At 69.1% G+C, this 23,532-nt stretch carries 22 protein-coding genes; 8 read left to right on the forward strand and 14 right to left on the reverse strand.

Features of this window, described 5'->3' with window-relative positions; all coding sequences use genetic code 11:
• Window positions 1-19 precede the first annotated feature (19 nt).
• Window positions 20-1,399 (reverse strand): FAD-containing oxidoreductase, encoded by a 1,380-nt coding sequence (locus HWX00_RS09055; RefSeq protein ID WP_175028464.1) that lies wholly within the window; start codon window positions 1,397-1,399, stop codon window positions 20-22.
• A gap of 116 nt (window positions 1,400-1,515) precedes the next feature.
• Entirely contained in the window at window positions 1,516-2,094 is a 579-nt protein-coding gene (locus HWX00_RS09060; RefSeq protein WP_175028463.1) for a hypothetical protein, read from the reverse strand.
• A 270-nt stretch (window positions 2,095-2,364) separates the two neighbouring features.
• On the opposite strand from HWX00_RS09060, the gene HWX00_RS09065 reads away from it, so the two are divergent.
• The 5 genes from HWX00_RS09065 to HWX00_RS09085 all read left to right on the forward strand — a co-directional run bounded on the left by HWX00_RS09065 (window position 2,365) and on the right by HWX00_RS09085 (window position 8,404).
• A complete protein-coding gene (locus HWX00_RS09065; protein ID WP_175028462.1) occupies window positions 2,365-3,003 on the forward strand; it encodes a LysE family translocator in 639 nt (212 codons plus the stop codon).
• A 304-nt stretch (window positions 3,004-3,307) separates the two neighbouring features.
• Entirely contained in the window at window positions 3,308-4,093 is a 786-nt protein-coding gene (locus tag HWX00_RS09070) for a DUF3348 domain-containing protein (protein ID WP_175028461.1), read from the forward strand.
• A 10-nt stretch (window positions 4,094-4,103) separates the two neighbouring features.
• The gene (locus HWX00_RS09075; RefSeq protein ID WP_175028460.1) at window positions 4,104-7,151 is read left to right on the forward strand and encodes a DUF802 domain-containing protein; all 3,048 of its coding nucleotides are present in this window, start codon (window positions 4,104-4,106) and stop codon (window positions 7,149-7,151) included.
• 3 nt (window positions 7,152-7,154) lie between these two features.
• On the forward strand, window positions 7,155-7,799 hold the full coding sequence (locus tag HWX00_RS09080) for an OmpA family protein (protein WP_049032929.1): 645 nt from the start codon (window positions 7,155-7,157) through the stop codon (window positions 7,797-7,799).
• Complete coding sequence (locus HWX00_RS09085; protein ID WP_175028459.1) at window positions 7,796-8,404, forward strand: DUF2894 domain-containing protein; 609 nt, start codon at window positions 7,796-7,798, stop codon at window positions 8,402-8,404. Before HWX00_RS09080 ends, HWX00_RS09085 begins: the two co-directional genes overlap by 4 nt.
• Before the next feature lie 33 nt (window positions 8,405-8,437).
• On the opposite strand, the gene HWX00_RS09090 is transcribed toward HWX00_RS09085, so the two are convergent.
• The gene (locus HWX00_RS09090; RefSeq protein WP_034188276.1) at window positions 8,438-8,941 is read right to left on the reverse strand and encodes a DM13 domain-containing protein; all 504 of its coding nucleotides are present in this window, start codon (window positions 8,939-8,941) and stop codon (window positions 8,438-8,440) included.
• A 240-nt stretch (window positions 8,942-9,181) separates the two neighbouring features.
• Here HWX00_RS09090 and HWX00_RS09095 point away from each other — a divergent pair, with 240 nt between their 5' ends.
• Window positions 9,182-9,487 carry a DUF4148 domain-containing protein gene (locus HWX00_RS09095; protein ID WP_049032932.1) on the forward strand — a complete coding sequence of 102 codons (306 nt, stop codon included), beginning with the start codon at window positions 9,182-9,184 and terminating at the stop codon, window positions 9,485-9,487.
• Window positions 9,488-9,568: 81 nt separating this feature from the next.
• Here the strand turns inward: HWX00_RS09095 and HWX00_RS09100 are convergent, their stop codons facing one another.
• From HWX00_RS09100 to HWX00_RS09115, 4 genes are all read right to left on the reverse strand, one after another.
• Window positions 9,569-10,141: an NADPH-dependent FMN reductase gene (locus tag HWX00_RS09100; protein WP_175028458.1), complete on the reverse strand. Its 573-nt coding sequence runs from the start codon at window positions 10,139-10,141 to the stop codon at window positions 9,569-9,571.
• Window positions 10,142-10,197: 56 nt separating this feature from the next.
• Window positions 10,198-10,866 (reverse strand): histone acetyltransferase, encoded by a 669-nt coding sequence (locus HWX00_RS09105; protein ID WP_226193651.1) that lies wholly within the window; start codon window positions 10,864-10,866, stop codon window positions 10,198-10,200.
• A gap of 457 nt (window positions 10,867-11,323) precedes the next feature.
• Complete coding sequence (locus HWX00_RS09110) at window positions 11,324-12,607, reverse strand: isoprenylcysteine carboxylmethyltransferase family protein (protein WP_049032935.1); 1,284 nt, start codon at window positions 12,605-12,607, stop codon at window positions 11,324-11,326.
• 134 nt (window positions 12,608-12,741) lie between these two features.
• Complete coding sequence (locus HWX00_RS09115) at window positions 12,742-15,087, reverse strand: collagen-like triple helix repeat-containing protein (protein ID WP_175028457.1); 2,346 nt, start codon at window positions 15,085-15,087, stop codon at window positions 12,742-12,744.
• 360 nt (window positions 15,088-15,447) lie between these two features.
• On the opposite strand from HWX00_RS09115, the gene HWX00_RS09120 reads away from it, so the two are divergent.
• On the forward strand, window positions 15,448-15,846 hold the full coding sequence (locus HWX00_RS09120; RefSeq protein ID WP_034188269.1) for a carboxymuconolactone decarboxylase family protein: 399 nt from the start codon (window positions 15,448-15,450) through the stop codon (window positions 15,844-15,846).
• A 50-nt stretch (window positions 15,847-15,896) separates the two neighbouring features.
• Here the strand turns inward: HWX00_RS09120 and HWX00_RS09125 are convergent, their stop codons facing one another.
• Genes HWX00_RS09125 through HWX00_RS09135 form a run of 3 tightly spaced genes read right to left on the reverse strand, consistent with a single transcriptional unit; the run spans window position 15,897 to window position 19,376 of the window.
• Window positions 15,897-16,895, reverse strand: a complete 999-nt coding sequence (locus HWX00_RS09125) for an alpha/beta fold hydrolase (protein WP_124610212.1) — start codon at window positions 16,893-16,895, stop codon at window positions 15,897-15,899.
• A 7-nt stretch (window positions 16,896-16,902) separates the two neighbouring features.
• Window positions 16,903-18,477, reverse strand: a complete 1,575-nt coding sequence (locus HWX00_RS09130; protein WP_175028456.1) for a flavin-containing monooxygenase — start codon at window positions 18,475-18,477, stop codon at window positions 16,903-16,905.
• The gene (locus tag HWX00_RS09135; RefSeq protein WP_034188266.1) at window positions 18,474-19,376 is read right to left on the reverse strand and encodes an SDR family NAD(P)-dependent oxidoreductase; all 903 of its coding nucleotides are present in this window, start codon (window positions 19,374-19,376) and stop codon (window positions 18,474-18,476) included. The genes HWX00_RS09130 and HWX00_RS09135 overlap by 4 nt, the downstream gene beginning before the upstream one ends.
• Before the next feature lie 103 nt (window positions 19,377-19,479).
• Here HWX00_RS09135 and HWX00_RS09140 point away from each other — a divergent pair, with 103 nt between their 5' ends.
• On the forward strand, window positions 19,480-20,121 hold the full coding sequence (locus HWX00_RS09140; protein ID WP_226103882.1) for a TetR/AcrR family transcriptional regulator: 642 nt from the start codon (window positions 19,480-19,482) through the stop codon (window positions 20,119-20,121).
• A gap of 216 nt (window positions 20,122-20,337) precedes the next feature.
• On the opposite strand, the gene HWX00_RS09145 is transcribed toward HWX00_RS09140, so the two are convergent.
• The 4 genes from HWX00_RS09145 to HWX00_RS09160 form a co-directional block, all read right to left on the reverse strand.
• A complete protein-coding gene (locus HWX00_RS09145) occupies window positions 20,338-21,240 on the reverse strand; it encodes a LysR substrate-binding domain-containing protein (RefSeq protein ID WP_124671348.1) in 903 nt (300 codons plus the stop codon).
• 79 nt (window positions 21,241-21,319) lie between these two features.
• Window positions 21,320-22,045, reverse strand: a complete 726-nt coding sequence (locus HWX00_RS09150) for an amino acid ABC transporter ATP-binding protein (RefSeq protein WP_069245851.1) — start codon at window positions 22,043-22,045, stop codon at window positions 21,320-21,322.
• Window positions 22,046-22,086: 41 nt separating this feature from the next.
• Window positions 22,087-22,743: an amino acid ABC transporter permease gene (locus HWX00_RS09155; protein ID WP_049035687.1), complete on the reverse strand. Its 657-nt coding sequence runs from the start codon at window positions 22,741-22,743 to the stop codon at window positions 22,087-22,089.
• The gene (locus HWX00_RS09160) at window positions 22,740-23,504 is read right to left on the reverse strand and encodes an amino acid ABC transporter permease (protein ID WP_175028478.1); all 765 of its coding nucleotides are present in this window, start codon (window positions 23,502-23,504) and stop codon (window positions 22,740-22,742) included. The genes HWX00_RS09155 and HWX00_RS09160 overlap by 4 nt, the downstream gene beginning before the upstream one ends.
• Between the last annotated feature and the right edge of the window lie 28 nt (window positions 23,505-23,532).

A 23,532-nucleotide genomic window follows, 5' to 3' on the forward strand; every position in this document is an offset into this window, starting at 1 on the left:
AAGCCCCGCGCACCGCGCGTCATTCGACCGGATGCAGGTCCTGCAGCAGCGTCGGCACGAGTTCCGACACGGTCGGATGGATATGCATCGCGCGGCTGATCGTCGTGTACGGCGCGCCGGCGGCCATCACGTCGAGCATGCCGTGCACGACTTCGTCGCCGGTCACGCCGAGGATCGAGGCGCCGAGGATCGCATGGCTGTCCGCGTCGACGATCACCTTCATGAAGCCCTGGCTTTCGCCTTTCTCGACTGCACGGCCGACGCGCGTCATCGGGCGCGTGCCGACCAGCAGCCGGCGGCCCGTCTGTTTCGCTTCCGCGAGCGTCATGCCGATGCGGCCGAGCGGCGGGTCGATGTACATCGCGTAGGCCGTGATGCGGTCGGACACCTTGCGCGGATCGTCGTCGAGCAGGTTCGCCGCGACGATCTCGTAGTCGTTGTACGCGGTGTGCGTGAACGCGCCGCGACCGTTGCAGTCGCCGAGCGCCCAGATGCCCGGCACGTTCGTGCGCAGTTGCTCGTCGACGGCGATGTAGCCGCGCGCATCGGTGCCGACGCCCGCGCGGTCGAGCCCGAGATCGTCGGTGTTCGGCACGCGCCCGACCGCGAGCAGCAGGTGCGAGCCCGCGACTTCGCGGCCGCCGCCCGAACAATCGAGGCCGACCACGATGCCTTCGCCATCGCGTCGCGCGCTCAGGCAGTTCGCGTCGAGCTGCACGTCGATCCCTTCGTTCTCGAGAATCTCGCGCACGGCCTGCGACACGTCTTCGTCCTCGCGGCGAATCAGCCGCGGTCCTTTCTCGACGATCGTGACCTGCGATCCGAAGCGGCGATACATCTGGCCGAATTCGAGCCCGACGTAGCTGCCGCCGACGATCACCAGATGCTCGGGCAGGAAGTCGACATCCATCATCGTCGAATTGGTCAGGTACGGCACCGAGTCGAGGCCCGGCATCGCGGGCACCTGCGCGCGGCCGCCGACGTTGATGAAGATGCGCCCGGCCTCGAGCAGTTCGTCGCCCACGCGCACGGCGTCGGCGCGCTCGAAGCGGGCGTGACCCTGAAACACCGTGGTGTTCGCGAGACCGCGCACCCATTGCTCGACGCCGTGGTTCGAGCGGCCGGAGATCTGGTCCTTGCGCGCCTTCACGGCTTTCATGTCGACGGTGACGGGGCCGCCCACCGACACGCCGTATTCGCCGGCGCGCCGTGCGAGCTGCGCGGCGTACGCGCTCGCGATCAGCGTCTTGGTCGGGATGCAGCCGGTGTTCACGCAGGTGCCGCCGAAGCGGCCGCGCTCGATGATCGCGACCTTCATGCCGGCGGCCGACAGCCGCGCGGCGAGCGGCGGGCCGGCCTGGCCGGTGCCGATGACGATCGCGTCGAAGTGTTGCGTCATGACGTCCTCCTGTGCGGGTGCGACGAGGGAACGCGTGCGGGCGAGCCGCGTGCGATGCCGGCGCACGGTCGCGCGACGGCGAGCGCCTATGGTAGTCCTGTTGGCGTGCGCCCGCGTCAGTCCTTGCGCTTCCACTGGCCGAACGACACCGGCCGGTGCGTGTCGGCGCGCGTGACGGTGACGCGGTCAGGCTGGTCGTCGAGCGGGAACGATTCGGTGACGATCTGGTTCGAGAACAGCCAGCCGCGCGTACGGGGGTCGTAGCGGAACGTGATGTAGTCGGTCCAGTGCTGCCCGCACGCGACGAAGTTCTGCACGGTGAAATAGCGGCCCTTCACCGACAAGCCGTTGTCGGCGGCGTCTTCGGGATCGAACGGGTCGCACTGGCCGCCGTCGTTCGCGCGCAGCACGACCACGTCGTTGCGCGCGGCGAGCCGGTAGGTGTGGTCGGCCTGCTCCTCGTAGATCAGCAGCGGGCGCGGCGACGGGTGTTCGCGCGTATCGACCGCGCGATGCACGACGACGAGCACGCTGTGCCGCCCGTGGTCGAGATCCGGCCCGGCTTGCGCGAGCAGCGGCTGGTAGCCGGGCGGCAGTTGCGCGGCGATCGACTTCGGCACATCGGCGGCGCGGGCGGCGGCCGGCAGGCCCGCGAGCAGCGGGAGCATCAGGGTAGCGAGGCGGAGAGCACGCATGGCGGGAGGTCGGATCAAAAGGCGGAAAGGGTTACCGGTCGCGCGGTTGCTGCGCGCGCTAGGGAAATTCGGTGCCCGGCATCGAATTGAACGCAACGGGGAGCGCGGATCTCGATCATGGCGGCGGGGCGGGATGACGGTAAAGAGGGCCAGCATAGCAGCGTGCAGCCGCTTTCGATCATGCGCGAAGCGTGCCAGAATCGGCGGCTCGACCGTCGGAAACGACACGCCGGCGCTGGCGAAACGGCGTCGTTGAACAAGGAGACTTCGATGACTGCATCGGCTGCCGTACTCGCCATCCTGGCCGCGTTGTTTCTCGGTGCGATGATTCCGGGCCCGAGTTTCGTGCTGGTGGCCCGCAATTCGATCGGGCTGTCGCGTCGCGACGGGCTGGCCACCGCGCTCGGCATGGGTATCGGCGGCATCGTGTTCGGCGGCGTCGCGCTGGCTGGGCTCTACACGCTGCTGCAGGCCGTCGAATGGCTGTACGTGGGCCTCAAGGTCGCGGGCGGCGCGTACCTGATCTACATGGCGTCGAAGATCTGGCGCGGCGCCGACCGGCCGATCGCGATGGACGATCCGCAGGCGCTGGCCGGCGGCAGCGCGCGCAAGTCGTTCCTGACGGGCCTGACGACCCAGCTCAGCAACCCGAAGACGGCAATCTGGTACGGCAGCATCTTCGCGGCGCTGCTCCCGCAGCATCCGCCGCTGTGGTGCTATCTCGCGCTGCCGCCGCTCGTGTTCGCCGTCGAATTCGGCTGGTACACGCTCGTCGCGCTGTGCTTCTCGACGCGCCGGCCGCGCGAGCTCTACCTGCGCGCGAAGAAGTGGATCGACCGCATCGCGGCCGGCGCGATCACGCTGCTCGGGCTGCGGCTGATCCTGAACGCGCCGAAAGCAGGGATCTGACCTTTCATTCGCGATCCGCATCGCACGGCGGCCGGCCATGCGTCGGCCGGGCCGCCGGAGCGAACCGCCGGGGCCGGCGCGCGAATGCGCATCGGGTCGCCGGAAACGCCTGCCTTTTCTCGTGACGCGGCCGCGCGCCGGGCCGCCGCCGACTTGCCTCCCGGAGCCCTCCGCCGCCCGCCGAGCCTTGCGTGGCGGGCGTTCGCGCGTGCCGCGCGGCGCGCCGACGGGCGCCGCCTCCCCGATTCTGACGGTCGACCTCCCGGCGGCGTGTAAACTGCTGCCTTTTTTGACGGTTTGCAGCATGGTGCAAGCACCTCCGCGCCCGGCGCTGAGCGGTCCGACGCTCGTCCGGCTGCTCGCGCGCCTGGCCGATGCCGACGTCGCGGAATCCCGGCAGACGTTGTCCGACCGGCTGAGCCAATGGCTCGGCTGGACCGACGCGATCACGCTGTCGTCCGCGCTGAACGCGAGCCCGCCGGGCGTCGCGGCCGGCGTGCGCGGCTACGATGCGGAACGCGACTGCGCGCGCGTGCGCCACGACCTCGCGCAGGCGATCACGGCCACCCACCGGCCGCGTGCGCGGCGCCGGCCCGGCGACCTGCCGCCGCCGGCCGCCGATACGGCCGATTTCGCGGACTTCCGCCAGCGTTACCTGACGCTGCAACAGGATATGGAGACCGCGATCGGCCAGTTGCGCGGCCGCCTGCGGGTCGCGCTCGCCGCGCGCTCGTCCGGGATGGCGCGGCTCGCGACGCTCGACACGATCATGGAGCGCGTGCTCGGCGCGCGCGAGCGCAGCCTGCTGTCGGCCGTGCCCGCGCTGCTCGGCACGCGTTTCGCGCGGTTGCGCGACGCGGAACGGCAGGCGCTGGCCGACGCCGAATCCGCTGCTGCTGCTGCTGCTGCCGCCGACCCGGCCGGATCGGCCGATGACGGCGCGGCGGCCGGCACCACGGCCGTCGCGGCGATCGTGCCCGGCACATGGCTCGATACGTTTCGCGACGAGATGCAAAGCATCCTGCTTGCCGAACTCGAAGTCCGGTTTCAAACGGTAGACGGGCTGCTCGCGGCCCTTCGCACCTGCTAATCAACACGCTATGTCCAGAATTCGCCTTGATCTCGTTGTCTTCGTCGCCGGTCTGCTCGCTGTGGGCTGGATCGGTGCCGGCTATGTCGCGTCGAACCCGCTGGCGTCGGCCGTCACGCTGCTGATCGGCGCGTGCTACGTCGCCGGCGCCTGGGAACTGCTGCGCTACCGCCAGGCGACCGCCACGCTGTCGCGCGCGGTGGCCGGCCTGGCCGAGCCGCCCGCGAAGCTCGACACGTGGCTCGACACGCTGCACCCGGGCCTGCGCGGCGCGGTGCGTGCGCGTGTCGAAGGCGCGCGCGTCGCGCTGCCGGGCCCGGCGCTCACGCCGTACCTCGTCGGCCTGCTCGTGCTGCTCGGCATGCTCGGCACGTTGCTCGGCATGGTCGTCACGCTGAAGGGCACGGGCGCCGCGCTCGAAAGCGCGACCGATCTCGACGCGATCCGCGCATCGCTGATCGCGCCGGTGAAGGGCCTCGGGTTCGCATTCGGCACGTCGATCGCCGGCGTCGCGACCTCCGCGATGCTCGGCTTGCTGTCCGCGCTCGTGCGCCGTGAGCGGATCGACGCGGCCCAGCAGCTCGACGCGAAGATCGCGACGACGCTGCGCGTGCATTCGTCCGCGCATCAGCGCGACGAATCGTTCCGGTTGCTGCAGCGCCAGGCCGACGTGATGCCGGCGCTGGTCGACCGTCTGCAGACGATGATGACGACGCTCGAAGCGCGCAGCGTCGCGCTGCACGATCGCCAGCTCGAAAACCAGCAGGCATTTTTCGACCGGACCGAGCGCGCGTATGCGGGCCTTGCATCGAACGTCGGCGACGCGCTGAAGGAAAGCGCCGCCGAAAGCGCACGCGTGGCCGGCGCCGCGTTGCAGCCGGTCGTCGCCGCGACGATGACGGGGCTCGCGCAGGAGATGGCCGCGTTGCGCGACACCGTGACGGGCGCCGTGCAGCGTCAGCTTGACGGATTGACGGACGGCTTCGAGAAGACCACCGGCAACGTGACGGCCGTCTGGAACCGCGCGATCGACGAACAACGTCAGGCGGGCGACGCCGTCGCGCGTCAGTTGCAGACGACGCTCGGCCAGTTCACCGATACCTTCGCGCAGCGCACGTCGGACCTGCTCGACAGCGTCGCGACGCGCCTCGAATCCACCGAAAGCCGTCTGTCGGATGCGTGGCGCGATGCGCTGGCGCGCCAGGAGCAGGTCGGCGAGACGCTGGCCGGCCAGCATGCGCGTGCGCTGGGCGAAGCCGCCGCGACGTTCGAGCGCCATTCGGGCGCGGCGCTCGCCGCGATGCGCGAGTCGCACGCCGGGCTGCAATCGCAACTGGCCGCACGCGACGAAGAACGTCTGTCGGCGTGGAACGATTCGCTGGCCGCGATGGCCGCGAAGCTCGGCGACGAATGGCAGCGTGCGGGTGTGCACAGCGCAGGCCGCCAGCAGGAAATCTGCGACGCGCTCGCGCAAACGACGCGCGAGCTCACCGCACAGGCCTCGACGTTCGAACAACGCTCGAACGACTTGCTGACGACGATCCGCGAGTCGCACACGGGCCTTCAATCGCAACTGGCTGCGCGCGACGAAGAGCGTCTGTCGGCGTGGAACGACTCGCTGGCCGCGATGGCCGCGAAGCTTGGCGACGAATGGCAGCGTGCGGGTGTGCACAGCGCCGGCCGCCAGCAGGAAATCTGCGATGCACTCGCGCAAACGACGCGTGACCTCACCGCACAGGCGTCGACGTTCGAACAACGCTCGAACGATTTGCTGACGACGATCCGCGAGTCGCACACGGGCCTTCAATCGCAACTGGCCGCACGCGACGAAGAGCGTCTGTCGGCGTGGAACGACTCGCTGGCCGCGATGGCCGCGAAGCTCGGCGACGAATGGCAACGTGCGGGCGTGCACAGCGCCGGCCGCCAGCAGGAAATCTGCGACGCGCTCGCACAAACGACGCGTGAGCTCGCCACGCAGGCGTCGACGTTCGAACAACGCTCGAACGACTTGCTGACGACGATCCGCGAGTCGCACACGGGCCTTCAATCGCAACTGGCCACACGCGACGAAGAGCGTCTGTCGGCGTGGAACGACTCGCTGGCCGCGATGGCCGCGAAGCTCGGCGACGAATGGCAGCGTGCGGGCGTGCACAGCGCCGGCCGCCAGCAGGAAATCTGCGACGCGCTCGCGCAAACGACGCGTGAGCTCGCCACGCAGGCGTCGACGTTCGAACAACGCTCGAACGATCTGCTGACGACGATCCGTGAGTCGCACGCCGGTCTGCAATCGCAGCTCGCCGCACGCGACGAAGCTCGCCTGTCCGCCTGGAACGATTCGCTCGCCGCGATGGCGGCGGCACTGCGCGACGAATGGGCGCAGACGAGCGCGCAAGCCGCGACGCGCCAGCAGGACATCTGCGACACGCTGGCCCGCACCGCGAACGACATCACCGCGCAGGCACAGGTGCACGCGAGCGACACGATCAACGAGATCGCGCGCCTCGTGCAGGCCGCGTCGGAGGCGCCGAAGGCCGCGGCCGACGTCGTCGCCGAGCTGCGCCAGCGCCTGTCCGACAGCATGGTGCGCGATACCGCGACGCTCGAGGAGCGCAGCCGCCTGCTCGCGACGCTCGAAACGCTGCTCGGCGCGGTCAACCACGCGTCGACCGAACAGCGCGCCGCGATCGACGCGCTCGTCAGCACGTCGGCCGACCTGCTCGATCGCGTCGGCGCACGCTTCAACGATGCCGTCGATGCCGAAACGCGCAAGCTCGACTCGGTGGCCGCGCAGGTCACGGCCGGCGCCGTCGAGGTGGCGAGCCTCGGCGATGCGTTCGGGATGGCCGTGCAGGTGTTCGGCGAATCGAACGACAAGCTGCTGACCCACCTGCAGCGCATCGAGGCCGCCCTCGAGAAGTCGCTCGCGCGCAGCGACGAGCAGCTCGAGTACTACGTCGCGCAGGCGCGTGAGGTGATCGACCTGAGCATGATGTCGCAGAAGCAGATCGTCGAAGACCTGCAGCAGCTCGCCGGCCGGCGCGCGCCCGTCGGAGCGTAACGCATGCACGACGAAATCGACGGCGGCGCGCAATCGGCGCCGGTTTGGCCCGCGTTCGCCGACCTGATGTCGGTGCTGCTCGGCGCGTTCGTGCTGATCCTCGTCGGCGTGATCGGCATGCAGCTTCAGTTGACGTCGAAGCTCGAGGAAGCCGTGCGGGCGCGCCAGCTCGAGGCGCAGCAGCGCAAGTCGCTCGAACAGGCGCTCGCCGGGCCGCTCGCGGCCGGCCGCGTGACGCTCGTGAACGGGCGCATCGGCATCAGCGGCAGCGTGCTGTTCGCGCTGAATTCCGACCAGTTGCAGCCGGCGGGCCGCGACCTGCTGAAGTCGCTGGCCGCACCGCTGGCCGCGTACCTGAAGACGCGCGACGAGATCCTGATGATCAGCGGCTTCGCGGACGATCAGCAGGTGCACGCCGGTAACCGCCTGTTCGCGGACAACTGGGAACTGTCGGCCAAGCGCGCGTTGACGGTCACGCGTGCGCTGATCGACGCCGGCGTGCCGGCATCGTCGGTGTTTGCCGCCGCATTCGGCTCGGAGCAGCCGGTCAGCTCGAATGCGGACGATGAAGGCCGCGCGAAGAACCGCCGCGTGGAGATCGCGCCGGTGCCGCGCAAATCGGCATCGAACGGAGGGAAGGCGAAGTGACGGACGACGCGACGCACGTCCGCGCGACGCTCGACGCATGGCGCGAGCAGGGCGCCGACCGGCTCGATCCCGTCCGCTTCCACCGGATCGACGCGCTCGAACGGCGTGCGGCCGCGCTCGGCGGAAACGCGCGTGCATTGCTCGACGCGCGGCTGGCGGCGTTGATCGAAGACTATTCGGCAGTCGTCGCGCGGGCGGAGGAAACGCGCGCCACGGATGACGCGGCACCGGTTGCGCCCCGGCGTGGCGCGCTCGCGGCGCTCGTCGACCGGCTCGCGCGCGATGCGCAGGCCGACCGGCGCGGGCTCGATCCCGAACTGGTCGACTACTTCCGCACGATGTGGTCGAAAGTCCGCACGGAGCAGCAATACCGCCAGTCGCTCGACCAGGTGCCGCGCAACGCGGGGCCGCTCAATTCGAACAGTCTCGTGCACCGGTCGCTGGCAACGATGCGCGAATTGTCGCCGGAATACCTGCAGCAGTTCCTGTCGTACGTCGATGCGCTCGCGTGGCTCGAGGATCTCGCCGGCGGCGGCGCGCAACCCGAGAAGGAAGCGCCGCGCGCGAAGGTGGTGAAGAAGTCCACGCGGAGCAAGAGCCGCTAGCGCACTGGCGCGCACCGCCGCGGCGGGGGGCGGTTACATCGACAGCCGGCCCGAGGCCGCCGCGTGTTGATACCGCGCTGCGCTGATGAATTTCGAAAAGCGTTCGCACCAGATCACGACGGACGTGTATTGCGCCGGATTCACGTCGTCGGGCAGCGGCACGACGAAATTGCCGAATGTCCTCAGGTCGCCCACGCGCGCGGCACGCGCCTTGATCGCGAGGAACGATGCCTTGGTATCGACGAATTCCGGCACGAGATAGATCTTGTAGTCGGGCCCCGGTGCGATGTCGCCTTCGAACGCGATCGACGTATCGGTGACCGTCAGCTTGCCGTCCGCCCAGTGCAGCGCATCGCTGCCCGGCAGGCCGCGTTCGAAGCGGCCGGTATGGCGTGCGTTTTCCGCGGCCACTTGCAGTTCGACGGCGCTCGCGCCTTCCGATGCCGTCAGGATCGGCAGCACGTAGATGCCCGCGGCGAATGCCACGAGGCCCGTCGCGAGATGCGACGCGATCAGTATTCCGATTCCGGTTTTCATATCGGACCCTTTGAGCGTGAACAGAGGGTGGCGCACGGCTACGTCCCTGTAGTCGCGCGAGCCGGTGAAATCTGACAGCGGGCCGGTTTTCCGTTGAACACGCCGATTCGGTCGGGCAAGCCGCGTGACGGCCGTGTCGCGACACGGCGAACCATTTTTTCCGTCGGCGTGTGTCATCTTTGCCCGCGTGGAGCGACTCACTCTCCGTCGACAACATCGTCGATGCCAAGGAGAGTTCAAATGAACAAGCTTGCTCTGTATGTTCTTGCGACGGTTGCCGCAGCCGCTTCCGTTTCCGTATGGGCCGCGCCGGAATCCACCGTGACGCGTGCCGGGGTTACCGCCGAACTGGCCGCACTGCACGCGGCCGGATACCGCCAGACCGGCGAAGATCCGCATTACCCGGCACGGCTGGCTGAAGCGTTGACGAAGATCGGCTCGACCGGTGCGTCGACGGCCGATACCAGCGGATACGGGATGGCGGAAACGGCAACGAGTGAATCGGGCTCGATCACCGCCGACCGGCCGATCTATCGGGGACGATGATCCGGGCCGGACGTTGCGTCCGTCGACGGGCGCAACGTCCAATTGTTTCGGACTACGGTGAATTTCACCGAATGCGCGGTGTCAGTGCGTTGACTCGCCTTCCGAAATCGCGGTGCCGAGTGCGTGCAGCGCTTCGGCCAGTGCCGCCGCGAACGGTGGATGCGCGGCGATGCCCGCCGCATCGAGCTGGCTGCCGAGGATCGGCAGCGCGATCGACGCGCGCTCGACGATGCGTGCGGACATCACCGACAGCGTTTCGCGCAGCGCCGCGTCCGCATGCGTCGCGCGCGGCGACGCATTCAACACCGCGACCGGTTTGTACACGACCGCCTCGCATCCCACGACCCAGTCCAGCGCGTTCTTCATCACGCCGGTGATGCCGTGCGCGTATTCCGGGCTTGCGATCAGCACGCCGTCGGCGGCGTTCAGGCGATCGATCAGGTCGCGCACGGCGGCCGGCGACGGAGATTCGGCATCGGGATTGAACAACGGGAATTCGCCGAGCTGATCGAAGCGCGCGATGCGCATGCCGGGCGGCGCGACGAGTGCGGCCGCATCGAGCAGCGCGGCGTTGTACGACTGCGCGCGGAGGTTGCCGCACAGCGCGACGATGTCGATGGGACGGTCGGTGTCGGTTCGGGGATGGGTGGTCATCGAGGGGCGTGTCGGTTGGCGCGCGGTGTGCGGCCGCGTTGAGCGGGCCGGACCGATTATCGCATCGGCGTGCGGGTGGCGTGGCGTGCGTTGCCAATGCGCGCGGCTCGCGGCGCCGCATTGAAAACCGCCGCGGGATCATGCCCATCCGGTTCCGCGTCGCTCATCCCGGCCGCCCGGGCGAATTCCGTCATCGTCCATCCGTTGCCGAGCAGCAGCCGGCGTGTATGCAGTGCGCCGTGCACCTCGTCGGCGACGGCTTCGCCGAGATAGCGCAGCGCGCGGCCCTCGACATCGACGAAGCCGTGACGGTAATCCTGCGCGAGCGCCGTCCACAGCCGCGCGGCGCCGACCGACTGGCGCGCGCCGCTGATCAGGCACAGGCCCGCGTCGAGCCCCCAGCGGTACAGCGTCGTCGCGAGGCCGTTGCGTTGCGCCGAGCCGCGCAGCCGTGTGTGCGGCGCGCGCAGGTAGCGATCGGCGCGGCGGGGGATTTCCGGAAGACGGTTGAATACCGTGTAGCCGGCGAGCTGGCGCGAGGCCGGATCCTCGACATACAGGAAGTATTCGCCGTCCGCTTCGCGGTGGCGGACGATCAGGCCCGAGCGGCCGAGCGTAACGGCCGGCAGGCCGTGCAGGCGATGGCCCGGCTGGTGGAGGCGCTCATGGAGTGTGTCGAGTTCGTCGTCGATGTCGTGCTGGGAATGCTGTACGTCGATACGCATGGCAAAGGTCGCCCGTCCCGGGCGGTTCGAGAAAGGGGTTCATCGCAAAAGGGAACAGGAGCGGGTGCGGCCCCCGGGCTCGGCGGAGCGAGCCGGGGCCGCGAATCAGCTGGGGATGTGCTGGAAACCGGCGGCGATCGCGGCGAGGCCCGCGATGCAGAGTGCGAACAGGATCAGGACTTTGTGGATCACGCCTCTTTCCTCATGAATGCGCGGCGCCGGCGGGCGGCATCGCGGAGACGGTGAGCGGCGGGCACGGCCCGCACGGCCGTCGTGCGGGACGACGGTCGGGTGTCCGGGCGACGGATCGTGCGCGGACGGCCAGCACCATACGCGAGGTGCCGGAGGCGGGCAATCGGACGGGCGGAAAAAGGCGATGAAAAGCGGAGAAAGACGTTGTTTCGCGACAATGGGCCGCAGGCTGCCGGGCGTCGCCGCCCGGTAGCCGATCGATGCATCACGCCACCTGCCGCCCCCCGAACGCCTGCCGTACCCGCGCGAACAACCCATGCTGCGCGATCCATTCGGCATACGCGCGATAGTCGGGGTCGCGCATCAGGTGGCGCTCTTCCGTCTTCGCGCGCGTGTAGTAGATCAGGTTGACCGCGACGAGCCCGGCGCAGTGCATGAGCCCGACCTGCCAGCCGAGCGGTTCGACGAACGGCACCGACACCATCCAGTACGACAGGTTCTTCGTGATGTACGCCGGATGCTTGGTGAAGCGGTACGGGCCCGACGTGATGATCCCGCGGTTGGTGAGATTCGAGAAACGCAGCCCGAACGAAATCGTGCACAGCGCGTAAGTCAGCAGCAGCAGGATGATCACCGTGCCCCAGATCACGCGCAGCGTCGGCGCCGACAGCAGCCAGTTGTCCCAGAACACCGAGCCTTCGTAGCGGATGTAGTTGTTCGAGATCAGCGACCAGAACGGCTGGTAGCAGATCAGCGCGGCCACCCAGCCGAGCGTCGTCGGCTCGACGGTGCGCACGTGGCTGTCGAGGATGCGGAACGTGCACAGGTAGCCGACCGTGCCGAACATCAGGTCCATCGTGAACGACAGGTCGTACATGAACACGAAGGTCGCGATCGTCATCGGCGCGTGCATCGCGTTCGCGAGCGACGCGCTCAGGTGATCGGCGTCCTTCGACAGGTAGACGGTCATCAGCGGCAGGAAGAATGCCTTCACGCCCCAGCCGGCGAGCATCTCGCGCACCGGCTTCCAGCTCGCGGGCTGCTCGCGGCGGAACAGGAAGCGGCCCCACAGCAGGTACGCGTCGTCGGTCTCGCGCTGGTGACGGTCCATCCACGCGAAGTAGAACGGTGCGGCGACGATCACGTACGGCGCGAGCGAGCGCAGCAGCGACCAGAACGGCAGGTAGAACGCGCCGTGGTATTCGGGCAGCAGCCAGTAGATCACGCCGATGCCCGCGTAGATCGACGTCAGCGCGCCGAGCCGCGTCGCGACGCGCGCGATGCTCAGGGGCCGCACGGCCTGCCGCGACAGCCCCGCGCTCGGGCGCAGGTAGACGCGCGAGATGAAGAGTTCGTGCAGCGCGATCGTGCCGATGATCGCGAGGCTGGCGATGACCCCGCGCGTGGCCGCGTCGAGCGTCGGATGGTCGCGCGTGATCCACAGCGCGAAGAGTCCCGCCGTGATGCCGAGCAGGCCGGCGCGGAAGGGCGTGGCGGAGCGCGGTGGGCGGTCCTGGGCGGCGACGATGCCGTCGAGCGTGGAATTCATGATCGGATCCTCGTGGGGATGAGGGCCGGCGCCCCCGCTTGGCGGGTGACGCCGGCCGTCGGCCGGGCTTGGTATCGATGCGCGCCCGGCCATTGGCCTGTGGTTCTGATGGGTGAAACGTCGACGCTTGCTTCTTACTTCTTGGTGCCGCCGCCCAGCAGACCGCCGAGCAGGTTGGTCACCGGCGACAGCAGGTTGCCGGCACCGCCCGCGGCGCCCCCGTTCGAGCTGCCGGTCAGGCCGCCGACCACGGAGCCGCTGCCGGCCGGCGTCGTCACCGTGCCGGCCGCGCCGCCGGGGCTGACCGTGCCGGTGGCGCCGGCCGCACCGGCCGGCGTCGTCAGCGCACCCGTCAGCGTGCCGACCGGGCCGCTCGACAGCAGGCCGCCGAGGGTGCCCGTCACGTTGCCGCCCGGCGTCGTGACCGTGCCCGTGAGGCTCGCGCCGAGCGGGGTCAGCGAATTGACGAGGTTCGTGACCGGCGCCAGCAGGCCGCCCAGGCCCGCGCCACCGGTGCCGCTGGTGCCGCCGGTCCCGCTCGTGCCGCCCGTGCCGCTCGAACCGATCCCGCCGAGGGCGCCGGTCAGCGAGCCGAGCAGGCCGGTGACGGGGCCGAGCGGGCCGCCGCTGCTCGTGCCGCTGGTGCCGCCCGAACCGCTCGAGCTGCCGCCGCCGAGCCCGCCCGTCAACGTGCCGAGCAGGCCCGTGATCGGGGCGAGCGGGTTGCTGCCGCCCGAGCCGCTGCTGGAGCTGCCCGCGTTGTTGTCGTGGACGAGGCCGCCGGTCGACGTCACCGTGTTGCCGAGCTGCGTGACGACGCCGCCGAGTGCCGCGCCGACCGGGTTGTCGGTCGCGCCGCCGACCTTCGAGCCCGCGAGCGCGAGGCCGTTGCCGAGCGTGCTCAGCAGGCCGTTGAGCGGCGTGCCGAGCAGCGTCACGCCGCCGAGCGTCTGCGTGGCGCCCGGCGTCGTGACGCCGCCGGTCAGCGTGTTCGTGATCGGGTTGATCACCTTGCCGAGCTGGGTCTCGAGCTGCTGGACCGGCGAGCTGTTCAGCGCCGTGTTGAGGCCCGATGCGGTCGAGTTGACGGCACCGCCGACGGTGTTGACGAGATCGCCGACGAGCGTCGTCACGGGCGACAGCGGCGACAGCGGGCCCGAGCCGAGGCTCTTCACCGCGTTGCCGAGGTTGTTGACCGCGCCGCCGGCGCCGGTCAGCAGGCCGGTGGTCGACGTCAGCGTCGGCCCGAGCGGATTCGCCGACACGCCGATCGAGCCGAGGCCGGCCGCGACGCCGTTGCCGAGTGCCTGCACGCCGTTGCCGAGGCTCGTGACCGCGTTGCCGACACTGGTGGCCGTCGTCGGGTTCGTGCCGGGGATCTGCACGCCGCCGATCTGACTGCCGCCGGTCGCGACCGTCGTGCCGAGCGCCGTCACGAGGTTGCCGGATTTCTGCAGGACATTGCCCAGCGGGGTGACGCCGGAGCCGGAGGTGCCGGAAGTACCCGAGGTGCCGGAGGTGCCGGAGGTGCCCGAGGTGCCCGAGGTGCCCGAGGTGCCGGAGGTGCCGGAGGTGCCCGAGGTGCCCGAGGTGCCCGAGGTGCCCGAGGTGCCCGAGGTGCCGGAGGTGCCCGAGGTGCCGGAAGTACCCGACGTGCCGGAGGTGCCCGAGGTACCGGAAGTACCCGACGTGCCGGAGGTGCCCGAGGTGCCGGAAGTACCCGACGTGCCGGAGGTGCCCGAGGTGCCGGAAGTACCCGAGGTGCCGGAAGTACCCGACGTGCCGGAAGTACCCGACGTGCCGGAAGTGCCCGAGGTGCCGGAAGTGCCCGAGGTGCCGGAAGTACCCGAGGTGCCCGAGGTACCGGAAGTACCCGAGGTACCGGAGGTACCGGAGGTGCCCGAGGTACCGGAAGTGCCCGAGGTGCCGGAAGTGCCCGAGGTACCCGAGGTACCGGAAGTGCCCGACGTGCCGGAAGTGCCCGACGTGCCGGAAGTGCCCGAAGTACCGGAAGTGCCCGAAGTACCGGAAGTGCCCGAGGTACCGGAAGTGCCCGAGGTACCGGAAGTGCCCGAGGTACCGGAAGTGCCTGAGGTGCCGGAAGTGCCCGAGGTGCCGGAAGTGCCGGAGGTGCCGGAAGTGCCCGAGGTGCCGGAAGTGCCCGAGGTGCCGGAAGTACCCGAGGTGCCGGAAGTGCCTGACGTACCGGAGGTGCCTGACGTGCCGGAGGTGCCCGAGGTACCCGAAGTCCCCGACGACGTACCGGAAGTCCCCGAGCTACCCGACGTGCCGGAACTACCGGAAGTCCCGGAACTACCGCCGCCCGAAGTCCCCGAAGTCCCCGAACTGCCGCTCGTCCCCGACGTGCTGGGCTTGATCGTCGGCGGGGTCGTCGGTCCGTCGACCGAACCGCAGCCGTACAGCGCGAGCAGCGAGGAGACGGCCATCGTTACCGTCGTCTTCTTGAAGAGTGTGTGCATGTTGGCCTCGACATTGGAAGTGTGTCCAAGCCTCCTCTGCAAATTCCGAGCCACGACAGCTTTCGCGAAACGGTGCCGCGCTTTGTTGCAGGAATCGGGAATATCTGCGCGATTTAAACGGAGTAACGGCGTTTTCGCGCATCGGCCGCGCAAGGGGGGCCGCCGTGTCCGTCGTGATGTTCCCGTAAGCAGACGTAACGCGCGGCGGGATGTTACGTAGCGTTCGGCACCGCGTCACGCGGGCGGCGCCCGACCGAGGGCCCTGTCTTTGACGAAACGCGTCCGGCCCCCGAACATGACACGACACCCCGCGGCCGCCGGCGACGCCGAAGCGGCCGCGACTCCAACCAGGACACCGACATGAGCGAACAGGACAGGGAAGACGGCAAGGCGCGGCGGATCGACGTGATGGGCGAGGCGTTCGTCGAGCGCGCGATGCGCGATCTCGACGGGTTTTCGCGCCCGTTGCAGAACTGGCTGAACGAGCACGCGTGGGGCAGCACGTGGCAACGGGGCGGGATCGACCTGAAGACGCGCAGCCTGTGCACGTGCGCGATGCTGGCGGCGCTCGGCCGCAGCACGGAACTGAAGGGGCATATTCGCGGCGCGCTCAACAACGGCGCGAGCCTCGTCGAAATCCGCGAGGTGTTGCTGCACAGCGCGCTGTACGCCGGCGCACCGGCCGCGGTCGAGGCGTTCCGGACCGCGCGCGAGGTGATATCGGATCTCGGGTTGCCGATCCCCGACGACGAGGCCTGATTCCGCGCCAGCGTCCGCCGCGCGGCACGGCATCAGGCCGGGCTTCGTCGTTACGCGATGCGCCGTGCCGCTTGCGCCGGCACCTCGGCCGGCACCTCGGCGGGCGCGGCGGCCACGTCGAGCAGCCAGTCGGCCGTTGCATCGGGAATCGTGACCGGCAGCATGTGTCCGCCGTCGACGACCTTCAGCCGCACGCGCGCCGATTTCTTCGCGAGCGCTTCGCCGTGCTCGCGCCAGTTCAGGATCGGATCGGCGCGGCCGTACAGCACGTCGACCGGCAGCGCGAGATCCGCGTAGCGGCGCTCCATCGCGGGCAGGTCGACCGGCGCCGACAGCAGGTCCGTCGCCGTCGCGTAGAACACGTGCGGGCGCATCCCGAGCAGGCCGCCGCCCTTGACCGGAAAGTCGCGCGGCACCGCTTCCGGCGCAAACACCTGGCGCACGGCCTTGCGGCCGGTCAGGATCGTCAGCGGGATCGCGAAAGTCCACGACACGAAGCGGCGCACGAGCGGCGACGGCAGCATCAGCGGCTTGAACGGCCCCGGCGGCTCGGTTTGCTCGTGCGACAGCGGCGCGATCAGCGCGAGCCGGCTCACGCGGTCCGCGTGGTTGAGGCCGACCGCGAGCGCGATCGCGCCGCCGAGCGAATGGCCGACCAGCACGGGCTTGTCGAGCCGCAGCGCGTCGATGAACGCGGCGACCGTGCGGGCCTGGGCGAACACGTTCGCCTGCGAGCCCGCGCCGCGCAACGACCGGCCGGCGCCCGGCCGGTCGAGGAGGATCACGCGATGCCGCTGCGCGAGCCGCGCAAGCGGCAGGTACGCGAAGTTGCGCAACTGCCCCGCGAGCCCGTGGACGAACACGATCGGCGGCCCGTTGCCGTATTCGACGTAATGGATGCGGTCGCCGCCGATGTCGACGAAGCGGCCTTCGGGCGGAAACGCGCGCGTCACGCGGCGGGCCACGTAAGCGGTGAACAGCGCGAGCGCGGCGAGTACCGCGACGACGCCGAGCAGCACGTTCTGGATCAGATGGAGCACGGGGGTCATGTCGGCCTCAACGGGGTTCGAGTGCGGGTTCGGCAACCGGCGCCGTGGCAGCCGTGCCGGCTTTCGCGCGGCGTTCGAAATGCATCGCCGAATCGGCGAGCGCGCTGAACTTCAGCGATGCGAGATCGCGCACGTAGTTCTGGTGGAATTTCCACGGCTTGTGATGGCCCTGCTTTGGCAGGATGCCGGCCGCGCGCTGGATGTAGCCCGAGCTCAGGTTGACGGCCGGCACGTCGCCGAGCTCGCCGGCGCCGAGCCGCGGCACGCACGTGTCGTAGTCGTTCGCGCGCATGTGGTTGAGCAGCCGGCACACGTAGCGCGCGATCAGCTCGGCCTTCAGCGTCCACGACGCGTTCGTGTAGCCGAACGACGACGCGAGGTTCGGCACGTCGCTGTACATCATCCCCTTGTACGACACGGTTTCCGGCAGGTCGACCGCGCGGCCGTCGACCGTGACGCGCGCGCCGCCGAGCATCTTCACCTTCAGCCCGGTGGCCGTGACGATCACGTCCGCGTCGAGCTGCTGGCCGCTCTTGAGCTTGAGGCCGGTCGGCGTGAAGCGCTCGATCTCGTCGGTGACGATCGACGCGCGGCCCGCGCGGATCGCCTTGAACAGGTCGCCGTTCGGCACGAGGCACACGCGCTGGTCCCACGGCATGTAGCGCGGCGTCAGGTGCTTCGCGACGTCGAAGTCGGGGCCGAGCTGCTTGCCGGCCGCGCGGATGATGAACTTCTTCGTCTGCTCGGGCTTGCGGCGCGATACGTTGTACAGGTAAATCGTCAGCAGCACGTTCTTCACGCGCACGAGCCGGTGGGCGAGCCGCGACGGCAGCACGCGGCGCAGTGCGTTCGCGATCTTGTCGCGGGCGGGCAGCGACACGATGTAGGTCGGCGAGCGCTGCAGCATCGTCACGTGCTGCGCATCGGCCGCCATCGACGGCACGAGCGTGACGGCCGTCGCGCCGCTGCCGATCACGACCACGCGCCGGTTCGCGTACGACAGGTCCTTCGGCCAGTGCTGCGGATGCACGAGCTCGCCCTCGAACGTGTCCATGCCGGCCCAGTCGGGCAGGTAGCCGGCGTCGTAGTCGTAGTAGCCGCTGCACATGAAGAGGAAGCGGCAGGTATACACGAGCGTGTCGGTCGCGCCGTCCTGCGTGCGCTCGATGCGTACCGTCCAGCGCGCGCGGTTCGAATCCCAGTCGGCCGCGACGACCTTCTGGCCGTAGCGGATCGTCTTGTCGATGCCGTGGGCCCGCGCGGTGTCGCGGATGTAGTCGAGGATCGTCTGGCCGTCCGAGATCGCCTTGTCGCTGTGCCACGGGCGGAAGCTGTAGCCGAGCGTGAACATGTCGGAATCCGAACGGACGCCCGGATAGCGGAACAGGTCCCAGGTGCCGCCGATCGCGTCGCGCGCTTCGACGATGGCCACGCTCGCGTACGGGCAGCGCTGCTTCAGGTGATACGCGGCGCCGATGCCGGACAGGCCGGCGCCGACGATCAGCACGTCGAGGTCGTTGCCGTCGCGGCGGGCGCCGGGGGCGGACGGCGCGTCGCGCCGGTCGGTCGTCGTCGAGGTCATGCGGGGTCCTTGGTCGGCGTGGTCGGGAGCGCGGCCGGAGCGTGGGCGCGTTCGAGGTTGCGTGCGCGGGCGCGGCGCACATGGCGCAGCATCAGCCACTGGTAACCGGCACCGAGCAGGCGCGCGATCCGGTCGAGCCGGCGCGCGTCGGCGCCGACGAGCACGCGGCGCGCATTGCGTTCGACGCCCGCGAGGATCTGCCGCGCGGCATCGTCGGCCGTCGTTGCGTTGATCAGCCGGTTCGCCTGGCGGCGATGGGTTGCTTCGTCCTGGCCCGTCAGTGCGTGGATGCTGGTATCGACGCGGCCCGCGTCGACGATGCCGGTCGCGACGCCGCCCGGATGCACGCAGGTCGCGCTCACCGGCGCGCCGTCGAGTTCGAGCTCCATCCGCAGCGCCTCGGTGAAGCCGCGCACCGCGAACTTGGTGGCGTTGTACGCGCTTTGCGTCGGCATCGCGACGAGCCCGAACAGGCTCGACGTGTTGACGACGTGCCCGTCGCCCGACGCGCGCAGGTGCGGCAGGAACGCCTGCGTGCCGTGCACGACGCCCCAGAAGTTGATGCCGACGATCCATTCGAGATCGGCGAGTCGCGCCGTCTCGGCGCTGGCGGCCAGCGATACGCCCGCGTTGTTGAAGACCAGGTTGACCTTGCCGTGCTCGGCGCGCACGCAATCGGCCCATGCGAACACCGCGTCGCGGTCGGCGACGTCGAGCCGCCGCGTGCTCACGCGCACGCCGTGCCGCGCGCAGGCGGCCGCCGTGCCGGCGAGCCCGGTTTCGTTGACGTCGGCGAGCGCGACCTCGCAGCCGCGCCGCGCGAGCTCGACCGCGAGGCTGCGGCCCATGCCCGAACCGGCGCCCGTGATCGCGGCAACCTTCCCGGAAAACCCCTTCATCCGTCGTTCCTCCCGTTCCGCTTGCGCTGCGTCGGCGGCGCGTCTATTGTGGTGTTGGTCGTCACCACTTTAGTTTTCGGGTGTCCTGATGTCAAATAGCGGAATGGAGAAAGCACTCGAAACGGAAAAACGGGGCCGGTCGTATGGCGGCGTGGCGCCCGAGGTACGGGCCGCCGAGCGGCGCGGCGCGTTGATCGGCGCGGCGACGCGCGTGTTCGGCACGGTCGGGTTCCGCAAGGCGACCGTGCGGTCGATCTGCCAGGAAGCGAAGCTGAACGACCGCTATTTCTACGCGGCGTTCGACAGTACCGAGGATCTGCTGCGCTGCACCTACCTGCACCACGCGCAGCAACTGCACGATGCGGTCGCGCAGGCGGTGGCCGCGCGCGGCGGCGAGCTGCGCGAGCGCGTCGACGCGGGGCTCGCCGCGTTCTTCGCGTTCCTGCGCGACCCGTGCGCGGCGCGCGTGCTGCTGCTCGAGGTGATGGGCGTGAGCGCGGATACCGACATGACCTACCAGCGCATGCTGATCGACTTCGGCAAGCTGATCATGGCGATCGGCGCGCCGGGCGAGGCCGGGACGCCCGCGGAGCGCACCGAGCAGCGGCTGATCGGGCTCGCGCTGGTGGGGGCGATGACGAACGTGGGCGCGGCGTGGCTGCTCACCGGGTATCGCGATCCGGAGGCGCAGATGATCTCGAGCTGCCGCAAGGTGCTGCTGGGGACGTTGCGGGAGATCGGCTGACCGGATGGCGCCGCGCCGGCCGTGTTCGGTCCTCGCCAATGGCAGGCTGAACATGAAAACAAGGTGGTAACCGCACGGCACGCGGAGTGAAGTGTCGTCTGTTTGCGTGATTGGGCCGTCTTTTCAATAAATGAACATTGGCCGTGCGGACACGAATCGACGGCGTGGTTCCCCATGAAATCGCGGCGCGCGCCGGCCTGCGCGCGGCCGGCCGGCTCACGCCGGCTGGTTGAATGCCGAGGTCTGGCGCTCGCGTTCGCCCGCGATCCAGTCGCCGAACAGCTGGATCTTGTACTGCTGTTCGGCCCCGCCCGGATACACGAAGTAGTAGCCCATCCCGGTCGGCAGCGACACGTCGAACGGAGTCACGAGCCGGTGCGCCGCGACGCTTTCGTCGACGAGCGTCCGGTCGCCCATCGCGACGCCGTAACCGTCGAGCGCCGCATGTGTCGCGAGGTCGAGCGTCTCGAAGCTCAGTCCGCGCGTCGAGTCGACGTGCGGTGCGCCCGCATGGTCGAGCCAGTGTTTCCAGTCCCGGTGATCGCGCGTCGGATGCAGCAGCGTATGGTGGGTCAGGTCGTCGACGCTCGCGAGCGGTTGCCGCTCCAGCAGGTCCGGCGCGCATACGGGCGTGAGCCGCTCTTCGAACAGCGGAATCGCATGCATGTCGGGGCCGGCGCCGGGAGCGTAGATCACCGCGGCATCGAACGGTTCCATGCGGAAATCGACGTGATGACCCCAGGTCGTCGTGATCTGCACCTGGAGCTCGGGGTGCTCGGACTGAAACCGCATGATCCGCGGCAGCATCCACTGCATCACGCAGGTCGGCACCTTCAGCGCGAGCTCGGTGCGTCGGCGCGACAGGCGCATCGACACCTCTTCGATGCGCGCAAAGCTTTCACGCACCGTCGGCAACAGCAATTCGCCTTCCGCCGTCAGCGTCAGGCCCTTCGGCGTGCGCTTGAACAGCGGGAACTGGTAGAACGCCTCCAGCGCGAGGATTTGCCGGCTCACCGCCCCCTGCGTCAGGCACAGCTGCTCGGCGGCGCGCGTGAAGCTGCCGTGTCGGGCGACGATGTCGAATATCTGCAGCGCGTTGAAGGAGGGAAGTCGTCTCATCGGAAAGGCGGATGTGGAGCGGGCGACCGGAAGGGCAGGGGGGCGGCGCGTCGTCCGGCACGACGCACCGCGGCATCGTTCAGTGCAGGATCTTCGCGAGGAAGTCCTTCGCGCGTTCCGATTTCGGATTCGAGAAGAAATCGTCCTTGCGGTCGTCCTCGACGATCGCGCCCTTGTCCATGAAGATCACGCGATGCGCGACCTTCTTCGCGAAGCCCATCTCGTGCGTGACGACCATCATCGTCATCCCTTCCTGCGCGAGTTCGACCATCACGTCGAGCACTTCGTTGATCATCTCGGGATCGAGCGCGGACGTCGGTTCGTCGAACAGCATCGCGATCGGGTCCATCGACAGCGCGCGCGCGATCGCGACACGCTGCTGCTGGCCGCCCGACAGCTGCCCCGGGAACTTGTGTGCATGCGCCTTCAGGCCGACGCGCTCGAGCAGCTTCATGCCCTTCTCGGTCGCTTCGTCCTTGCCGCGGCCGAGCACCTTGACCTGCGCGAGCGTCAGGTTCTCGGTGATCGACAGATGCGGGAACAGCTCGAAATGCTGGAACACCATCCCGACCTTCGAGCGCAGCTTCGACAGGTTCGTCTTCCTGTCGCCGACCGACTGGCCGTTCACGAGGATCTCGCCCTGCTGAAACGGCTCGAGGCCGTTGACGGTCTTGATCAGCGTCGACTTGCCCGAGCCCGACGGGCCGCACACGACGACCACTTCGCCTTTCTTGACCTCGGTCGTGCAGTCGGTGAGAACCTGAAACTGGCCGTACCACTTCGAAACGTTGCTGATGGAAATCATGGGGAATACCTGCATCGTAATCAGGCGCGAGCGGCGCCGGTTCAGCGTACCTTCGCGGCGCGGTAGCCGCGCTCGAGCGCGCGGGCGTACCACGTGAGCGGGAAGCACATCGCGAAGTAGAGCAGCGCGACCATCGCGTAGATCGGGAACGGCTTGAACACCGCGTTGGTGATGATGTTGCCGGTCTTCGTGAGTTCGGTCAGCCCGATGATCGACGTCAGCGCGGTGCTCTTCACCGCCTGCACGAGAAAACCGACGGTCGGCGGCAGGGCGATTTTCCATGCCTGCGGCCACACCGCGTAACGCAGTTGTTGCGTCCACGTCATGCCGAGGCTGGCCGCCGCATTCCACTGACCGCGCGGCACGGCGTCCACGCAGCCGCGCCAGATGTCGGCCAGACAGGCGCTCGCGTTCAACGTCAGTACGACCGACGCGGCGACCCATGGTGTCACGTCGATGCCGACCAGCGGCAGTCCGAAGAAACCGAGGAACAGCTGCATCAGCAATGGCGTGCCCTGAAACAGCGCGATGTACAGGATCACGAAGCGGCGCAGCGCCGGCACGGGCGAGATGCGCATCGCGAGCAACACGAACCCGGCGACGCTGCCGCCGACGAACGTGATCAGCGACAGCAGCACGGTCCAACGTGCGGCAAGCAGCAGGTTCCACGCAATATCCTGGAAGGTGAATTCGATCATCGTGCCCGCTCCGTCGGGAGGCCGGTTTCAGGGGAGCGCAGGCGCCACCTGAAGCGGGCGCCGCACGATCGGCGCGGTGCGGCGGCCGCATCGTGCGGTGCACGGCCCGCAAACAGCCGGCGGGCGACGCGATTGAGCAGCGTGCGCAGCGCGATCGACAGCAGCAGATAGATCGCGGTCACGACGATGTAGATCTCGAACGCACGGAAATTGCGCGACTGGATGAAGTTCGCCGCGTAGGTCAGGTCAGGCACGGAGATCTGCGACACGACGGCCGAGCCGAGCATCACGATCAGCACTTGCCCGAGCAGCGCGGGGTACACGTTCGCGAGTGCCTGCGGCAATACGATCTGGCCGAACACCTGCCGGCCATGCAGCCCGAGCGCGCGTGCTGCTTGCGTCTGCCCGTGCGGCACCGATTCGATGCCGGCGCGCAGGATCTCGACCGCATACGCGCCCAGGTTGACCGTCATCGCCAGCACGGCCGCCTGCGCTTCGTCGATGTGCACGCCGATCCCGGGCAGCCCGAAGAAGATGAAGAACAGCTGGACCAGGAACGGCGTATTGCGGATCAGTTCGACGTAGGCCGCGACGAGCGCCCGCGCCCAGCGCGGGCCGGCGAGCGCGGCCCACGCGCCGGCGGTGCCGATCAGGCCGCCGAGCACGGTGGAGGCCGCGGTGAGGCCGAGCGTCACGCCGATCCCGCGCGCGAGCATCCCGGCGTAGAGGTCGAAATCGCTGAAGTCGAACACGTAGGTCATCACGATACCTTTCGTCGCGCATGCGGGG

The sequence above is a fragment of the Burkholderia seminalis DSM 23518 genome (assembly GCF_902832885.1).
Lineage (GTDB): Bacteria > Pseudomonadota > Gammaproteobacteria > Burkholderiales > Burkholderiaceae > Burkholderia > Burkholderia seminalis.

Excerpts from the sequence above, each read along its gene's own strand:
- HWX00_RS09060 (WP_175028463.1), bottom strand. The coding sequence starts at position 2,094 with ATGCGTGCTCTCCGCCTCGCTACCCTGATGCTCCCGCTGCTCGCGGGC.
- HWX00_RS09135 (WP_034188266.1), bottom strand. The coding sequence starts at position 19,376 with ATGAAGGGGTTTTCCGGGAAGGTTGCCGCGATCACGGGCGCCGGTTCG.
- HWX00_RS09125 (WP_124610212.1), bottom strand. The coding sequence starts at position 16,895 with ATGACCCCCGTGCTCCATCTGATCCAGAACGTGCTGCTCGGCGTCGTC.
- HWX00_RS09055 (WP_175028464.1), bottom strand. The coding sequence starts at position 1,399 with ATGACGCAACACTTCGACGCGATCGTCATCGGCACCGGCCAGGCCGGC.
- HWX00_RS09075 (WP_175028460.1), top strand. The coding sequence starts at position 4,104 with ATGTCCAGAATTCGCCTTGATCTCGTTGTCTTCGTCGCCGGTCTGCTC.
- HWX00_RS09155 (WP_049035687.1), bottom strand. The coding sequence starts at position 22,743 with ATGATCGAATTCACCTTCCAGGATATTGCGTGGAACCTGCTGCTTGCC.
- HWX00_RS09160 (WP_175028478.1), bottom strand. The coding sequence starts at position 23,504 with ATGACCTACGTGTTCGACTTCAGCGATTTCGACCTCTACGCCGGGATG.
- HWX00_RS09070 (WP_175028461.1), top strand. The coding sequence starts at position 3,308 with ATGGTGCAAGCACCTCCGCGCCCGGCGCTGAGCGGTCCGACGCTCGTC.
- HWX00_RS09145 (WP_124671348.1), bottom strand. The coding sequence starts at position 21,240 with ATGAGACGACTTCCCTCCTTCAACGCGCTGCAGATATTCGACATCGTC.
- HWX00_RS09150 (WP_069245851.1), bottom strand. The coding sequence starts at position 22,045 with ATGATTTCCATCAGCAACGTTTCGAAGTGGTACGGCCAGTTTCAGGTT.
- HWX00_RS09090 (WP_034188276.1), bottom strand. The coding sequence starts at position 8,941 with ATGAAAACCGGAATCGGAATACTGATCGCGTCGCATCTCGCGACGGGC.
- HWX00_RS09065 (WP_175028462.1), top strand. The coding sequence starts at position 2,365 with ATGACTGCATCGGCTGCCGTACTCGCCATCCTGGCCGCGTTGTTTCTC.
- HWX00_RS09100 (WP_175028458.1), bottom strand. The coding sequence starts at position 10,141 with ATGACCACCCATCCCCGAACCGACACCGACCGTCCCATCGACATCGTC.
- HWX00_RS09130 (WP_175028456.1), bottom strand. The coding sequence starts at position 18,477 with ATGACCTCGACGACGACCGACCGGCGCGACGCGCCGTCCGCCCCCGGC.
- HWX00_RS09120 (WP_034188269.1), top strand. The coding sequence starts at position 15,448 with ATGAGCGAACAGGACAGGGAAGACGGCAAGGCGCGGCGGATCGACGTG.
- HWX00_RS09095 (WP_049032932.1), top strand. The coding sequence starts at position 9,182 with ATGAACAAGCTTGCTCTGTATGTTCTTGCGACGGTTGCCGCAGCCGCT.
- HWX00_RS09105 (WP_226193651.1), bottom strand. The coding sequence starts at position 10,866 with ATGCGTATCGACGTACAGCATTCCCAGCACGACATCGACGACGAACTC.
- HWX00_RS09080 (WP_049032929.1), top strand. The coding sequence starts at position 7,155 with ATGCACGACGAAATCGACGGCGGCGCGCAATCGGCGCCGGTTTGGCCC.
- HWX00_RS09110 (WP_049032935.1), bottom strand. The coding sequence starts at position 12,607 with ATGAATTCCACGCTCGACGGCATCGTCGCCGCCCAGGACCGCCCACCG.
- HWX00_RS09140 (WP_226103882.1), top strand. The coding sequence starts at position 19,480 with ATGGAGAAAGCACTCGAAACGGAAAAACGGGGCCGGTCGTATGGCGGC.
- HWX00_RS09115 (WP_175028457.1), bottom strand. The coding sequence starts at position 15,087 with ATGCACACACTCTTCAAGAAGACGACGGTAACGATGGCCGTCTCCTCG.